The sequence below is a fragment of the Pseudomonas sp. 21 genome (assembly GCF_000955805.1).
Lineage (GTDB): Bacteria > Pseudomonadota > Gammaproteobacteria > Pseudomonadales > Pseudomonadaceae > Pseudomonas.
The window spans coordinates 739,355-755,478 of record NZ_JYOA01000003.1; the positions used below are offsets into that span (position 1 = coordinate 739,355).

At 64.5% G+C, this 16,124-nt stretch carries 14 protein-coding genes; 11 read left to right on the top strand and 3 right to left on the bottom strand.

The features are described from left to right. Positions 1-20: 20 nt before the first annotated feature. Together UB43_RS09015 and UB43_RS09020 are read right to left on the bottom strand one after the other, a co-directional pair. Positions 21-284: a DUF2790 domain-containing protein gene (locus tag UB43_RS09015; RefSeq protein WP_024766324.1), complete on the bottom strand. Its 264-nt coding sequence runs from the start codon at positions 282-284 to the stop codon at positions 21-23. A gap of 465 nt (positions 285-749) precedes the next feature. Next, positions 750-2,897, bottom strand: coding sequence for an FUSC family protein (locus UB43_RS09020; RefSeq protein ID WP_045210097.1), 2,148 nt, complete (start codon positions 2,895-2,897; stop codon positions 750-752). Between the two features lie 347 nt (positions 2,898-3,244). Here UB43_RS09020 and UB43_RS09025 point away from each other — a divergent pair, with 347 nt between their 5' ends. From UB43_RS09025 to argR, 11 genes are all read left to right on the top strand, one after another. Beyond that, positions 3,245-4,192, top strand: coding sequence for a LysR family transcriptional regulator (locus UB43_RS09025; RefSeq protein ID WP_045210098.1), 948 nt, complete (start codon positions 3,245-3,247; stop codon positions 4,190-4,192). Positions 4,193-4,408: 216 nt separating this feature from the next. After that, positions 4,409-5,440, top strand: a complete 1,032-nt coding sequence (locus UB43_RS09030) for a TRAP transporter substrate-binding protein (RefSeq protein WP_045210099.1) — start codon at positions 4,409-4,411, stop codon at positions 5,438-5,440. Positions 5,441-5,485: 45 nt separating this feature from the next. After that, positions 5,486-6,124 (top strand): TRAP transporter small permease, encoded by a 639-nt coding sequence (locus UB43_RS09035; protein ID WP_045210100.1) that lies wholly within the window; start codon positions 5,486-5,488, stop codon positions 6,122-6,124. Then, complete coding sequence (gene dctM / locus UB43_RS09040; RefSeq protein WP_045210101.1) at positions 6,121-7,401, top strand: C4-dicarboxylate TRAP transporter large permease protein DctM; 1,281 nt, start codon at positions 6,121-6,123, stop codon at positions 7,399-7,401. Before UB43_RS09035 ends, dctM begins: the two co-directional genes overlap by 4 nt. A 150-nt stretch (positions 7,402-7,551) precedes the next feature. Beyond that, complete coding sequence (gene acs, locus UB43_RS09045) at positions 7,552-9,507, top strand: acetate--CoA ligase (protein WP_045210102.1); 1,956 nt, start codon at positions 7,552-7,554, stop codon at positions 9,505-9,507. A 573-nt stretch (positions 9,508-10,080) separates the two neighbouring features. Next, positions 10,081-10,860: an ABC transporter substrate-binding protein gene (locus tag UB43_RS09050; protein WP_045210103.1), complete on the top strand. Its 780-nt coding sequence runs from the start codon at positions 10,081-10,083 to the stop codon at positions 10,858-10,860. A gap of 140 nt (positions 10,861-11,000) precedes the next feature. Next, positions 11,001-11,690 (top strand): ABC transporter permease, encoded by a 690-nt coding sequence (locus tag UB43_RS09055; RefSeq protein WP_045210104.1) that lies wholly within the window; start codon positions 11,001-11,003, stop codon positions 11,688-11,690. Positions 11,691-11,706: 16 nt separating this feature from the next. Beyond that, positions 11,707-12,405: an ABC transporter permease gene (locus tag UB43_RS09060; protein WP_045210105.1), complete on the top strand. Its 699-nt coding sequence runs from the start codon at positions 11,707-11,709 to the stop codon at positions 12,403-12,405. A 10-nt stretch (positions 12,406-12,415) separates the two neighbouring features. Continuing rightward, entirely contained in the window at positions 12,416-13,528 is a 1,113-nt protein-coding gene (locus tag UB43_RS09065; RefSeq protein ID WP_045210106.1) for a succinylglutamate desuccinylase/aspartoacylase family protein, read from the top strand. Positions 13,529-13,545: 17 nt separating this feature from the next. Further along, on the top strand, positions 13,546-14,310 hold the full coding sequence (gene aotP, locus UB43_RS09070; RefSeq protein ID WP_024766334.1) for an arginine/ornithine transport ATP-binding protein AotP: 765 nt from the start codon (positions 13,546-13,548) through the stop codon (positions 14,308-14,310). Between the two features lie 34 nt (positions 14,311-14,344). Further along, entirely contained in the window at positions 14,345-15,328 is a 984-nt protein-coding gene (gene argR / locus UB43_RS09075; protein ID WP_045210107.1) for a transcriptional regulator ArgR, read from the top strand. Positions 15,329-15,504: 176 nt separating this feature from the next. Here argR and UB43_RS29555 read toward each other — a convergent pair whose 3' ends face one another. After that, a complete protein-coding gene (locus UB43_RS29555; protein WP_177329782.1) occupies positions 15,505-16,095 on the bottom strand; it encodes a hypothetical protein in 591 nt (196 codons plus the stop codon). Between the last annotated feature and the right edge of the window lie 29 nt (positions 16,096-16,124).

Below are 16,124 nucleotides of genomic sequence, written 5' to 3' on the forward strand. Positions count from 1 at the left end.
GGCGCAACCGCACAAGTCGCTTAGCCGCCGGAGCAGCCGTTGCCCCACACCTGGTATTCGACGGTGTGGCGCTGACCCTGGGTATCTTCGTAGGTCATGCGCGCCGGCACGATGCCGCACTCGTTGGACACGTCGGTGGTCGAGATCACGTGGGCGACGTCCAGTTTCATGTCGTAGGTGTACTGCTCCACGGCCGCGCTTGGCGCCTGGTCGGCGGCGTTCACCTGCTCGGCCAGGGCGAGCGAAGAGAAGCCCAGCATGGCCAGGATGACTACAGCTTTCATGAATTTACCTGCCTTGTTCCCGGTGTCCGGACGTGACGGGTCCGTGACGTTCAGCGGATGGCTGCGTCGGGAATCGTTGGGGATGATTACGGGTCTTGGGTGGTGTTGCGGCGCGCGCTGTAACAGCACGGAAATAATAGGATTTGCCTGACCTGAGTCATATATCCAGGCGCCAACAAGACTTCGTACTCAGAGGCAACAATCCAGGATCGACGCGGGTTGCAGGGGTTGTTCCGCGGCGGGTGGTCGCAGGTTGGGTCGATTTGCGATGCGGTTGCGGATGGCGTGGGAGCGGGCTCCGCCCGCGATCGATTCGTGGCGCGCCGGAAGCCAATCGCGGACGGAGTCCGCTCCCACGCAGCGATCAGATGCTGTGCCGTGCCGTGTGGTTCGCGAGCAAGCTCGCTCCTACAGGTGGGCGTCGGCTTTTGTGTAGGAGCGAGCTTGCTCGCGAACCCGCCCCGCTCAATCGCGCAGCGGCGACTGCGGATCGAGCAGCGAGGTGCGGATGAAGTGCAGGTAGCTGCACACCCGGCGCAGGGGCGAGGAGTCGAAGTGCGGCGGGCGCCGGTCATCGGTGTTGCGGGTTGCGTGGATGGCGTGCTCCACGGCGGCCAGCGCGCGCTGGCGGTTGCTCTCGCTGGGCTGGATGAACAGGCGGATCAGCGCGCGGCCCAGCGCGCGGATGGCCCGGCGCCAGGGCATGCGCTCGGCGTACCAGGGCTCCTTCGGCAGGGCGGCCTGCTCGCGGCGCAGCTCGATGATCGACAGGCCGATCTCCTGCACCTGGAAGGTCCAGCGCAGCAACCGGCGCTGCACGTCCGGACGGCCTGTGGATAACCCATAGGCCTGGTTCAGCAGGTCACGGGTGCCGCTTTCGAAATTCGACGACAGACCCTTCAGTGGATCGCTGATCACCCGCACCACGCGCAGGCGCAACTCGGCTTCCAGGCGCTCCCACAACCAGGGTCGGTTCGGCGGCAGGATGACGATCGCCGCGACCACGGCCATGCCCATGGACAGCAGCATCGCCAGGTATTCGTTGATGAAGGTGTAGGCGTCGTAGCGCGCCAGGTTCGCCGGCAACGAGGCGATGCAGAACCACACCAGCAGGCCGACGCCGTAGCCGCTCCACTTCGGCCGGGTGATCAGGAAGGCACCGAGGGCGAACACCGGCGCGAGTACGAAGCACAGCAGCGGGAAGCCGTCGATGTGCGGCAGCACGCGGAAGGTCAGGATGAAGCCCAGCGTCGCGCCGAGCAGGGTGCCGAGGGTCAGTTGCAGCGACAGGCGCTTGGGATTGGGCGAAGCGGAGGAGAGCGCGGCGATCAGTACCGAGGTCAGCGCGAAGGTGGCGCCGCTGAGCCAGGAGGTCTCGATCCAGAACACACCACCGACTATCACCAGCAGTGCGCAGCGGAAGCCCGCGACGGCGGCGGCAAGCGCATTCGCCTTGGGCGTGAAGCGCTCCTTCCACTGCTCGCGCTCGTGCTTGTGTGCGGCGAGCGAGGCGTGGGTCTGCGCGTAGTTGTGCATGTCGTCGACGAAGCGGAAGAGCAGCTCGGCGGCGGTCTCGAAATCCAGTTGGTCGGCTTCCCGCGGGCAGGTGTGGCCGAGGTTGGCGCGGGCTTCGCGGATGCGTGGCATCAGGTGGTGCTTGCACAGTTCCAGCTGCACGCTCAGGCGCTCGGCGTCCGCTTCGCTGAGTGGCCGGCCGTGCCAGCTCGCAAGCAGCTCGCTGACGTCGATCAGGCACGGCATCAGCACTTCCAGCACGTTGCTGGCCTGGCGTTCGCGCAGGCGGTCGAGCAGGCGCTGCAGGGCGTGGAAGCGCGTGGTCAGTTGCATGAACTCGCTGTTCAGCCGCGCCAGGCGGCCACTGCGCAGGCGCATGTGCGGGTCTTCGAAGGCGGTGACGTTGCGCAGGCTTTCCAGGCCCACCACTTCGGCGGCGATGCGCGCGCTGGCCTGCTCGAAGCGCTCGCGCTCCAGCGTGCCGTTGAGGCCCGCGCTGGCGAGGCCGGCGAAGTCGCCGAAGCGGGTGTTCAGCGCATTGCGCAGGGCGGCAGTGCTGGTCTGCGGCAGGACGATGGCGCTGACCACGCCAGTGCAGAGAATCCCCAGGGTGATCTCGATCACCCGCCACAGCGCCTGCATGAAGGCGCCTTCGGGGTGCAGCGTGGCGGGAATGCCGATCATCACGGCGGTGTAGCCGGCCAGCAGGCAGGCATAGGCGCGGAAGTCGCGATAGCGTGCCGCACCGGCGGTGCACAGGCCGACCCAGATCGCCACGCAGAGCAGGAACAGCACACGCTCCTGGGCGAACAGCGCGATGAAGGTGACCATCACCGTGAGCCCGGCCAGCGTGCCGAGGATGCGGTAGAAACTCTTTGCCAGCACCTGGCCGCTCTGCGGCTGCAGCACGATGAAGGCGCTCACCAGCACGGTATTGGGCTGCGGCAGTTCCAGGCGGTAGGCCAGCCACAACGCCGTGAAGGCGGTGATCAGCGTCTTGAGGATGAACATCCAGGTGACGCCATCGGTGTGCGCCCAGTCGGACAGGGCGAAACGCACCGCGGCGGCCTTGGGCAGGCGCACGGACAGACTGCTCATCGGGCTTATCTCGGCAGGCGGTGGTCGGGCTGGGTCGGGTTTTGATAACCCTGTAGTTGGATGGCAGAGCGAAGGGGTGGCAGCACGTTGCACGAAAGGCGGAGCACGGGTGCGAATCCTGGGGTGTCGCGGCGGGCCGCGTTGGGGAGGGCGATTCTAGAAGTGCGCCGGGGGGCAGGATAAGCTGACGGTTGGATGAATTATTGTTGCCTGAAAGGACAATAATCCCGTCGCGACAGGTATGCGACAATTCGCCGCCTGTCATGAATCTGTAACAAGGCGTTGCTCGTTCGAGCGCCGTTGCAGAGGCCGCCCGCCGTGGCGTGGACAGGCTCTCAGGAGAAATGATGGACCTGCTGCACAACATGCGTGCTTTCGTCTGTGTCGCCGAGACCGGCAGCTTCACCGCCGCCGCCCAGCGCATGGACCTCACCACCGCCTACGTCTCGCGGACGGTGGCCAAACTCGAAGCGCACCTGCGTACCCGCCTGCTGCACCGCACTACCCGCCGAATCGCCCTCACCGAAGCCGGCCAGCGCTACCTGCAGCGCTGCCAGCAGATCCTCGGCTATATCGAGGAGGCCGAGGCCGAGGCCGGCGACGCCCACGCCCGGCCCCACGGCAAGGTGAAGGTGCATGCCATGACCGGCATCGGCCAGCACTACCTGATTCGTGCGATCTCGCAGTACTGCGAGATCTACCCCGAGGTCACCTTCGACCTGACCCTGGCCAACCGCATCACCGACATCCTCGACGAGGGCTACGACATCTCCGTGGTCATCGCCCAGGAGCTGCCGGACTCGGGCTTTGTCTCCAAGCGCATCGGCAAGACCTACAGCGTGCTTTGCGCCTCGCCCGAGTATGTGGCGCGCCACGGCATGCCGAAGAAGCTCGCGGAGCTGACCGATCACCGCTGCCTGCGCCTGGTCAACTCGGTGATGTCCCTGGACAAGTGGCTGTTCGACGGCCCCGACGGCCAGGAAATGGTCGGCATCAACCAGACCCATTTCCAGGTCAACACCGCCGACGCCATGACCGAGGCAGTGCGCGCCGGCATGGGTATCGGTGCGCTGCCGGTGTACTCCGCCGTGCAGGGGCTGAAGGACGGCAGCCTGGTGCGCGTGCTGCCCGACTACAGCCTGTTCCACCTCAACGTCTATGCGCTGTACCCGTCGCGCCAGTACCTCGACGCGAAAATTCGTACCTGGGTGGAATTTCTCCGTGACTGTGTGCCCGGCATGCTCGAAGAACACGAGCGGATGATGCTCGAGCACCGTACGCAGGTACCCGGCTGACGCGCCATTCCGCAGCCTTGAGCTTCTGAACCGCTCCGCGCCCGGCCTTCGCCGGGCGCGTCTTTTCGCACCTTGCGTTCCGCTGTGTCGAACGCCGCTTTGGGAAAAGATGAATTCTCCGAACGCCAACATTTGCGTCAGTCTCCCTGCGAGCCTGCCGCCAGGCTCACCTCGCAAGCACAAGAACAAATTGAGGGTGACGCGATGTTTGGATCGATGTTTGGATCGACGGGGCGGGCGTTGCTCGCCGTCCTGGCGTTGGCCTGCGCTTCTGTCATACAGGCTGCCGATGAACCGCAGGCTGCCACTGAACCGACTGTTCATGAACCCATAGTGATCAAGTTCGCCCACGTGGTCGCGGAGAACACGCCCAAGGGGCAGGGCGCGCTGATGTTCAAGCACCTGGCCGAAGAGCGCCTGCCCGGCCGGGTGCGCGTGGAGGTCTACCCGAACTCCTCGCTGTTCGGCGACGGCAAGGAGATGGAGGCGCTGCTGCTGGGCGACGTGCAGATGCTCGCGCCGTCCCTGGCCAAGTTCGAGCAGTACACCAAGAAGGTGCAGATCTTCGACCTGCCATTTCTCTTCGACGACATCCAGGCCGTCGACACCTTCCAGCGCAGTCCGCAGGGCCAGAGCCTGCTGACCAGCATGCAGGGCAAGGGCATCCTCGGCCTGGCCTACTGGCACAACGGGATGAAACAGCTGTCGGCCAACCGCCTGCTGCTGGAGCCGGGCGATGCGCGGGGGCTGAAGTTCCGCGTGCAGGCCTCGGACGTGCTCAACGAGCAGTTCCGCACGCTGCGCGCGATCTCCCGCAAGATGTCCTTCGCCGAGGTCTACCAGGGCCTGCAGACCGGCGTGGTGAATGGCACCGAGAACACCTGGTCGAACTACGAGAGCCAGAAGGTCAACGAGGTGCAGAAGTACTTCACCGAGTCCAACCACGGGCTGGTGGACTACATGGTGATCACCAACGCGACGTTCTGGAACGGCCTGCCGCCGGACATCCGCGACGAGCTGCAGAAGATCATGGCCGAGGTCACCGTGCAGGTGAACCTGGAAGCCGAGCGCCTGAACCGTGACGCCCGCCAGCGCATCCTCGCCAGCGGCGGCAGTGAGATCCACCCGCTCACCGCGCAGCAGCACGCCGACTGGCGCGAGGCGATGCAGCCGGTGTGGCAGAAATTCCGCGACAACGTTGGCGCCGACTTCCTCCAGGCCGCCGAAGCCTCCAACCGCCCCCATTGATCCGTCCGGCCCCGCCGGTTGGCGGGGCTTTGTGGAGTGCCTTGTATGAATCGACTCGTGCGCGTCTGGAACCACTTCGAGGAGGGTGCCATCGCCTTCCTGCTGGCGGCGATGACGCTGGTGACTTTCGTCTACGTGGTGATGACCAACGTCTTCACCCTGTTCTATGACCTGGGTGATCGCCTGCCTTCGCTGCAGGTGCCGTTCTACGCCATTGGCGACGCGATCCTCGGCGTCGCCCAGGACATGTCCTGGAGCAACGCGCTGACCAAGGCGCTGTTCGGCTGGCTGATCTTCTTCGGCATCGCCTACGGCGTGCGCACTGCCGGCCACCTGGGCGTGGACGCGCTGGTGAAGCTGGCGCCGCGCCCGGTGCAACGCTGCATCAGTGTGCTCGCCTGCCTCTGCTGCCTGGGCTACGCCGGGTTGTTCATGGTCGCCAGCTTCGACTGGGTGAAGACGTTGTTCATCGCCGGCATCGGCGCCGAAGACCTCGACCACTTCGGCATCCTCCAGGCCTATATCGCGGTGATCGTGCCCATCGGCTTTGGCCTGGTGCTCCTGCGTTACCTGGAAATCCTCGTCAACCTGTTGCGCGGCCGCCAGCTCGGCCTGGGCCTTGCCGACGAGGCCGCGGAGGCCTCGAAACTGGCTGGCGAAGAAGCCGCGGAGAATCGTCCATGACCGTGATGATGCTGTTCCTCCTGCTGTTCGTCTTCATGTTCATCGGCGTGCCCATCGCCATTTCCCTGGGGCTTTCCGGCGCACTGACGATCCTGCTGTTCAGCCCGGACTCGGTGCGCTCGCTGGCGATCAAGCTGTTCGAGACCTCCGAGGCCTACACGCTGCTGGCGATTCCGTTCTTCCTGCTCTCCGGCGCGTTCATGACCACCGGCGGCGTGGCCCGCCGGCTGATCGACTTCGCCAACGCCTGCGTCGGCCACATCCGTGGCGGCCTGGCGATTGCCGCGGTGCTGGCGTGCATGCTGTTCGCTGCGCTGTCGGGTTCGTCGCCGGCAACGGTGGCGGCGGTGGGGTCGATTGCCGTGGCCGGCATGGTGCGTTCGGGCTACCCGCGGGAGTTCGGTGCCGGGATCATCTGCAACGCCGGCACCCTGGGCATCCTGATTCCGCCGTCGATTGTCATGGTGGTGTATTCGGCCGCCACCGAGACCTCGGTGGGCAAGCTGTTCGTCGCCGGCGTGGTGCCGGGCCTGCTGCTGGGCGTGATCCTGATGGTGGTGATCTACATCGTCGCGCGGGTGAAGAATCTCCCGGCACAGCCGCGCGCCAGCCTGCGCGAGTGGCTGTCCGCCGCACGCCGCGCCGGTTGGGGGTTGTTGCTGCTGGTGATCATCCTCGGCGGCATCTACTCCGGACTGTTCACGCCCACCGAGGCGGCGGCGGTGGCGGCGGTCTACTCGGCCTTCGTCGCGCTGTTCGTCTACAAGGACATGAGCCTGCGCGATTGCCCCAAGGTGCTGGTGGAGTCGGGGCGGCTGAGCATCATGCTGATGTTCATCATCGCCAACGCCATGCTCTTCGCCCACGTGCTGACCACCGAGCAGATTCCCCAGCAGATCACCGAGTGGGTGATGCAGGAAGGGCTGACGCCGATCGGCTTCCTGCTGATGGTCAACGTGGTGCTGCTGGTGGCCGGCAGCTTCATGGAGCCCTCGGCCATCGTGCTGATCCTGGCGCCGATCTTCTTCCCCATCGCCATACGCCTGGGGATCGACCCGATCCACCTGGGGATCGTCATGGTGGTGAACATGGAGATCGGCCTGGTGCACCCGCCGGTAGGGCTCAACCTGTTCGTCACCTCAGCGGTCACCGGCCTGCCGCTGGGCTCGACCATCCGTGCGGCGTTGCCGTGGCTGATGATCCTGCTGCTGTTCCTGATCCTGGTGACCTACGTGCCCTACATCTCGCTGGCGCTGCCGCACGCGCTGGGCATGTGACAGGTTGTCGCGGCCCCATGGCAGTAAGGCTGATGGGGCCCATCACTACGACTAAGGATTGGTAAGACCATGGTCGAATGGCCCGGGGAAGGGTGTCGCCGTTACAACTTAGGGCAACAAAAACAACACTCTTCACCGAGGTAAAACGCCATGACAGCGGCATCCGTGTACCCCGTGCGTCCCGAAGTGGCCGCGACCACTCTGACCGACGAGGCCACCTACAAGAAGCTGTACCAGCAGTCGGTGGTCAACCCCGACGGCTTCTGGCGCGAACAGGCCCAGCGCATCGACTGGATCAAGCCGTTCACCAAGGTCAAGCAGACCTCATTCGATGACCACCACGTGGACATCAAGTGGTTTGCCGACGGCACCCTGAACCTCTCCTACAACTGTCTCGACCGTCACCTGGCCGAGCGCGGCGACCAGCTCGCCATCATCTGGGAAGGCGACGATCCTTCCGAGCACAAGGAAATCACCTACCGCGAGCTGCACGAGCAGGTCTGCAAGTTCGCCAACGCCCTGCGCGGCCAGGACGTGCACCGTGGCGACGTGGTGACCATCTACATGCCGATGATCCCGGAAGCCGTGGTCGCCATGCTGGCCTGCGCCCGCATCGGCGCGATCCACTCCGTGGTGTTCGGCGGCTTCTCCCCCGAAGCCCTGGCCGGCCGCATCATCGACTGTCGCTCCAAAGTCGTTATCACCGCGGACGAAGGCCTGCGCGGTGGCAAGAAGACCCCGCTCAAGGCCAACGTCGACGACGCGCTGACCAACCCGGAAACCAACAGCGTGCAGAAGATCATCGTCTGCAAGCGCACCGGTTCGAACATCAAGTGGAACCAGCACCGCGACGTGTGGTTCGAGGACCTGATGAAGGTCGCCGGTTCCACCTGCGCACCGAAGGAAATGGGCGCCGAGGACCCGCTGTTCATCCTCTACACCTCCGGCTCCACCGGCAAACCCAAGGGCGTGCTGCACACCACCGGCGGCTACCTGGTCTACGCCTCGCTGACCCACGAACGCGTGTTCGACTACCGTCCGGGCGAAGTCTTCTGGTGCACCGCCGACATCGGCTGGGTCACCGGCCACACCTACGTCGTCTACGGCCCGCTGGCCAACGGTGCGACCACCGTGCTGTTCGAGGGCGTGCCGAACTACCCGGACATCTCCCGCGTGGCGAAGATCGTCGACAAGCACAAGGTCAACATCCTCTACACCGCACCGACCGCCATCCGCGCCATGATGGCCGAGGGCAAGGCCGCGGTCGAAGGCGCCGACGGTTCCAGCCTGCGCCTGCTGGGTTCGGTCGGCGAGCCGATCAACCCGGAAGCCTGGCAGTGGTACTACGAGACCGTCGGCCAGTCGCGCTGCCCGATCGTCGACACCTGGTGGCAGACCGAGACCGGCGCCTGCCTGATGACCCCGCTGCCGGGCGCCCACGGCCTGAAGCCGGGCTCCGCCGCCAAGCCGTTCTTCGGCGTGGTGCCGGCGCTGGTGGATAACCTGGGCAACATCCTGGAAGGGGCCACCGAGGGCAACCTGGTAATCCTCGATTCCTGGCCGGGCCAGGCGCGTACCCTGTACGGCGACCACGACCGCTACGTGGACACCTACTTCAAGACCTTCAAGGGCATGTACTTCACCGGCGACGGCGCCCGTCGCGACGAGGACGGCTACTACTGGATCACCGGCCGCGTGGATGACGTGCTCAATGTCTCCGGCCACCGCATGGGCACCGCCGAGATCGAGAGCGCCCTGGTGGCCCACCCGAAAGTCGCCGAGGCCGCGGTGGTTGGCGTACCGCACGACATCAAAGGGCAGGGCATCTATGTCTACGTCACCCTGAATGCCGGTGAGGAAACCAACGAGCAACTGCGCCAGGAACTGCGTGCGTGGGTGCGCAAGGAAATCGGCCCGATCGCCACTCCGGACGTGATCCAGTGGGCGCCCGGCCTGCCGAAAACCCGCTCGGGCAAGATCATGCGCCGCATCCTGCGCAAGATCGCCACGGCCGAGTACGACACCCTGGGTGACATCTCCACCCTGGCCGACCCGGGCGTGGTGCAACACCTGATCGACACGCACCAGGCCATGCGCGCGGCCTGATCTGCCAGCCGATGAAAAACGCCCCGCTTGCCGGGGCGTTTTTCTTTTCTGCGTTCTGGTTTTTCGTAGGAGCGAGCCTGCTCGCGAACGCATGACGCCGAGCCAATCCGGTTCGCGAGCAAGCTCGCTCCGGCAGTGTGCTTACTGCCCACCGGTAACAATTCCCTGCGACAAAATGAGGCGCCAGGAAACAATTCGCACAGCTTCGGTGCGACTTTTCTGTCTGCGCGGAATGAGTCAATATCGCGCACCCCGCGCAGGAGCTGGGATTGGATAGTTGTGGCCCAATTTCTGCAGGTAAATTGGGTTTTACTACTCGCTTTCCGATCACGTAAAATCCGCGCCGTCAAGCCGCCGGGGCTCTGTCTCCGGCGCTTCTATAATTACTTGTCGCATTGAAGAAATAACCGCTCCGGGGCTGTCGCTAGAATGCCGCTCACCCCGGTAGGCGCGCTTTTCACAAGAATCGCGCCGGCAATGCGCAGACGAACAATAACCTTCACTTCTGCACGGGCAGCCTGGGCCAACCCCTTTCTCCTGCCAATCGAAGTCCTACCCTCGAAGGAGTTACTGATGAAGAAGTTTGCACTTCTCGGTGCGCTGGCCCTGTCCGCGCTTTCCCTGGTTGCCCACGCTGACGACAAGCCGGTTCGCATCGGCATCGAAGCCGGTTATCCGCCTTTCTCCTTCAAGACTCCCGACGGCAAGCTCGCCGGTTTCGACGTGGATATCGGCAACGCCCTGTGCGAAGAGATGAAGGTCAAGTGCACCTGGGTCGAGCAGGAGTTCGACGGCCTGATCCCGGCACTGAAGGTCCGCAAGATCGACGCCATCCTCTCGTCCATGACCATCACCGACGAGCGCAAGAAGTCCGTCGACTTCACCAACAAGTACTACCACACCCCCGCGCGCTTCGTGATGAAGGAAGGCGTGACCCTGAACGATCCGCTGGCGGACCTGAAGGGCAAGAAGGTCGGTGTGCTGCGCGCCTCCACCCATGACCGCTACGCCACCGACGTCCTGGCGCCGGCCGGCATCGAAGTGGTGCGCTACAACTCCCAGAACGAAGCCAACATGGACCTGGTCTCCGGCCGCATCGACGCGACCATGGCCGACTCGGTCAACCTCGACGATGGTTTCCTGAAAACCGACGCTGGCAAGGGCTACGCCTTCGTAGGTCCGGAATACAACGATCCGAAGTACTTCGGTGGTGGCGCCGGCATCGCCGTGCGCAAGGGCGATACCGCCCTGGCCGAGAAATTCAACGCGGCCATCGCCGGCATCCGTGCCAACGGCAAGTACAAGGAAGTACAGGACAAGTACTTCAAGTTCGACGTCTACGGCGAGAACTGATCCACGTCCAGAAGTGGCGCAAACCCAGGCCTGATCCTGAAGTTTGTGCCACTTTTTTATTGGGGGTGAGCCTGCGGTCGCGCTCGCCCTGAGCGTCCGTGTCGTTGCGGGCGGCGTCCGGTTTCACGAGGTACGAAATTATGCTCAATGGCTATGGAGCCACCATCGTCGATGGTGCCTGGCTGACGCTTCAGCTGTCCCTGCTGTCGATGGCCCTGGCGATCGTGCTGGGTCTGCTCGGCGCGGCCATCCGCCTTTCGCCGGTGAAGTGGCTGGCCTGGTGCGGCGACCTCTATTCCACCGTGATCCGCGGCGTACCGGACCTCGTGCTGATCCTGTTGATCTTCTACGGCGGCCAGGCCGTGGTGAACTGGATCGCGCCCATGGTCGGCTATGACGACTATATCGACCTCAACCCCTTCGCCTCCGGCGTCGGCACCCTGGGCTTCATCTTCGGCGCCTACCTGTCCGAGACCTTCCGTGGCGCCTTCATGGCCATCCCGAAAGGGCAGGGCGAGGCCGGCTTCGCCTATGGCATGAGCCCGCTGCAGGTGTTCTTCCGCATCCAGGTGCCGCAGATGATCCGCCTGGCCATTCCGGGCTTCACCAACAACTGGCTGGTGCTGGTCAAGGCCACTGCGCTGATCTCCGTGGTCGGCCTGCAGGACATGATGTTCAAGGCCAAGCAGGCCTCGGACGCCACCCGCGAACCCTTCACCTATTTCCTCGCCGTGGCGGCGCTGTACCTGGTGGTCACCAGCGTTTCCCTGGTGCTGCTGCGCATGCTCGAACGCCGCTATTCGGTCGGCGTGAAAGTCGCCGAGCTTTGAGACCGGGAGCCTGATCATGATCTTCGACTTCTCCGTCATCTGGGACAGCCTGCCACTCTACTTCAGTGGCCTGCTGGTGACCCTCAAGCTGCTGGCGATCTCGCTGTTCTTCGGCCTGCTCGCGGCGGTGCCGCTGGCGCTGATGCGCTGTTCGAAGAACCCGGCGGTGAACCTGCCCGCCTGGCTCTACACCTACGTGATCCGCGGCACCCCGATGCTGGTGCAGCTGTTCCTCATCTACTACGGCCTGGCGCAGTTCGAGTTCGTGCGTGAAAGCGCGATGTGGCCGCTGCTGTCCAACGCCACCTTCTGCGCCTGCGCTGCATTCGCCATCAACACCAGCGCCTACACCGCCGAGATCCTTGCCGGCAGCATCCGTGCGACCCCGCATGGCGAGATCGAAGCCGCCAAGGCCATGGGCATGTCGCGCCTGAAGATGTACCGGCGCATCCTGCTGCCCTCGGCCCTGCGCCGCGCGCTGCCGCAGTACAGCAACGAAGTGATCATGATGCTGCAGACCACCAGCCTGGCGTCCATCGTCACCCTGGTGGATATCACCGGCGCCGCGCGTACCGTGTACTCGCAGTACTACCTGCCGTTCGAGGCGTTCATTACCGCCGGCATCTTCTACCTGATCATGACCTTCACCCTGGTGCGCCTGTTCAAGCTGGCCGAGCGCCGCTGGCTGGCCTATCTCGCGCCGCGCAAGCACTGAGGAATACACCGTGGAACGTATCGATCATCTGCTGCCGTGGAGCAGCCTGGGCAGCGAACGTCGCCTGAGCGTGTTCCGCTACGGCAAGGGCCCGCGCAAGGTCTACATCCAGTCCAGCCTGCACGCCGACGAGCTGCCGGGCATGCGCACCGCCTGGGAACTCAAGCAGCGCCTGGCCGACCTCGAGTCGCGCGGGCAACTCAACTGCGTCGTCGAACTGGTGCCGGTGGCCAACCCCATCGGCCTGGGCCAGACCCTGCAGGCCAGCCATCTGGGCCGTTTCGAGTTCGGCAGCGGGAAGAACTTCAACCGCGACTTCGTCGAGCTGAGCGCTCTGGTTGCCGAGCGTGTCGGCGCAAAGTTGGGCGCTGACGAGGCCGCCAACGTCGAGCTGATCCGCCAGGCCATGCGCGACGGCCTCGATGCACTGCCGCCGGCTTCGTCCGAGCTGCAGGGCATGCAGCGCATCCTGCTGCGCCACGCCTGTGATGCCGAGGTCGTACTCGACCTGCACTGCGACTTCGACGCCGCCATCCATGTCTATGCGATCCCGCAGCACTGGCCGCGCTGGAAGTCCCTGGCCGCGCGCCTGAAGGCTGGCGTGGCGCTGCTCGCCGAAGACTCCGGCGGCAGTTCCTTCGATGAATCCTGCTCGCTGCCCTGGCTGCGCCTGGCGCAAGCCTTCCCGCAGGCAGCGATTCCGCTGGCGTGCCTGGCGACCACCGTCGAGCTGGGTGGTATGGGCGATACCCGCGTCGACCAGGCGCAGGACAATTGCGAAGCCATCCTCGGCTTCCTGGCCGAGCAGGGGCTGGTCGCCGGTGACTGGCCGGCAGCCCCGGCCGAGTGCTGCGAAGGCATGCCCTTCGAAGGCACCGAATACCTCTACGCGCCCCACGTCGGTGTCGTGAGCTTCCTGCGCAAGGCGGGGGAGTGGGTGGAGAAGGGCGACGCGCTGTTCGAAGTGATCGACCCGCTGAACGACCAGGTCAGCACCGTACGCGCCGGGACCTCCGGCGTGCTGTTCGCCATCGAGCGTGGGCGCTACGCCCAGCCAGGGCTTTGGCTGGCCAAGGTGGCCGGGCGTGAGCCGTTCCGCAAGGGCCGGCTGATCAACGACTGAATTCGAGAACCGACACCATGTACAAACTTGAAATCCAGGACCTGCACAAGCGCTACGGCACCCACGAGGTGCTCAAGGGCGTCTCCATGGCGGCCAAGGCAGGCGACGTGATCAGCATCATCGGCTCCTCCGGCTCGGGCAAGAGCACCTTCCTGCGCTGCATCAACCTGCTGGAGCAGCCCCACGCCGGCAAGATCCTGCTCAACGGCGAAGAGCTCAAGCTCACCCCGAACAAGGACGGTGCGCTCAAGGCTGCCGACGCCAAGCAACTGCAGCGCATGCGCTCGCGCCTGTCGATGGTGTTCCAGCACTTCAACCTGTGGTCGCACATGAGCGCTCTGGAAAACGTCATCGAAGCGCCGGTCCATGTGCTCGGCGTGTCGAAGAAAGAAGCGCTGGAAAAGGCCGAGCACTACCTGGCGAAAGTCGGCGTGGCGCACCGCAAGGACGCCTACCCCGCGCACATGTCCGGCGGCGAGCAACAGCGCGTGGCGATTGCCCGTGCGCTGGCGGTCGAGCCGGAAGTGATGCTGTTCGACGAGCCGACCTCGGCGCTCGACCCCGAGCTGGTCGGCGAAGTGCTGAAGGTCATGCAGGACCTGGCCCAGGAAGGCCGCACCATGGTGGTGGTGACCCACGAGATGGGCTTTGCCCGTGAGGTTTCCAACCAGCTGGTGTTCCTGCACAAGGGCCTGGTGGAAGAGACGGGCTGCCCGAGGGAAGTCCTCGCCAATCCGCAATCGGAACGCCTCAAGCAGTTCCTTTCCGGCAGCTTGAAGTAAGCTGTCCGTTACAGTCGCCAGGTGACCTGACCGCATGACCGCACAACGCATCGGATTCCTGCTCTGGCCGCACACGCGGGCGCTGACCCTCGCGCTGGCCGAGGAGGCCCTGCGGGTCGCCCGCCGGCTGCACCCTGAAGCGCTCTACGAACCCGTGTTCATGAGCGCCGAACCGGTGGCCGAAGCGGACGGCTGGCGCCTGCCGGGGCAGTCCTGGAACGGCGTGCTGGAACAGTGCCAGCGTATCTTCCTGGTCGCTGACGAGATTCCGCAGACGGTCTCCGCGCCGCTGGGCGCCGTGCTCAAGCAGCTGTCACGCAGTGGCGTGAGCATCGGCGCGCTGTCCGCCGGCATCTACCCGCTGGCGCAGCTCGGCCTGCTCGACGGCTACCGCGCCGCCGTGCACTGGCGCTGGCACGACGACTTCACCGAGCGTTATCCCAAGGTCATCGCCACCAACCACCTGTTCGAGTGGGATCGCGATCGCCTCAGCGCCTGCGGCGGCATGGCGGTGCTCGACCTGCTGCTGGCCGTGCTGTCCCGCGACCATGGCGCGGAACTGGCTGGCGCGGTTTCCGAAGAACTGGTGGTGGAGCGCATCCGCGAAGGCTCCGAACGCCAGCGCATCCCGCTGAAGAACCGCCTCGGCTCCAGCCACCCGAAGCTCACCCAGGCGGTGCTGCTGATGGAAGCGAACATCGAAGAGCCGCTGACCACCGACGAGATCGCCCAGCATGTGTGCGTCTCGCGCCGCCAGCTGGAGCGCATCTTCAAGCAGTACCTGACCCGCGTGCCCAGCCAGTACTACCTGGAACTGCGCCTGAACCGCGCGCGGCAGATGCTCATGCAGACCAGCAAATCGATCATCCAGATCGGCCTGTCCTGCGGCTTCTCCAGCGGCCCGCACTTCTCCAGCGCCTACCGCAACTTCTTCGGCGTGACCCCGCGCGAAGACCGCAACCAGCGCCGTGGCCAGGGTGTTGCCGAAGCTGCCCCGGCCTCCACAGAGCGTGGCTGATCACTGCACGACTGGCGAACGGCTGCGCGTGTTCACGGGGCGAACGTCCTGCGGCACTTGCTGCCAGCATGAAGTTCGTCGAGCACAGTTTCTCGCATTTTTGCCAGTCGCTCGACGTGGCATCGGCGCCTATGTTTCTAGTGAAAAGCGGTTTACAAGCTAGGCGCGACCATAGATCAGGCTCTGGCTTTCAACTGTGCTAATCCTTCGCTCGAACGCCGCTGGCAAGCCTGGAGAAAACCGTCGCGCTGCTCGCGACTTTCCCCGTGCTTGGACGTCTCGGTCGCTAGAAGGCGTGGCAACAGATCCAGGCCAGCTTGCACCTCTGCCGCAGGCAACGCAGGGGGCGCCAGCCAGCGAAGTAAAGGCTCCACGCGACCGATTTCCAGTTGATTGAGGTCTGGGAAAAATTCGTTAAGGACTTTTGTGCGAATACCGCTGCTGATGGCCTTCAGTGCTTGATCGCCGGACTGCTGTTGGCCGTGCAGACGATAACTCAGCAGCACTTGGGGTAGATTGGCAAACTTTCCCCCGTGGCACATGGCATTGACGAAGTAACCATAGTCAGCAGCACCTTTTGGGTCGAGACTTGGCTTGGAGAACGGTCTTTTTCCGTAGTTTAGAGGGCGGAGGCATTGAAGGCGGTCGAGGGAGAGTCGGCGCTTTTGCGGTGATGCTGGCGGTCGCCGTTTCGAGAGCGGTACTCGGCATCCCTCGTATTCACCCTTCGCCGTCATCTTCTCGCAATCACCTAGGTGCGTTTCCATCCCCAAAACAGAAGGGTCTGTCATCAAGC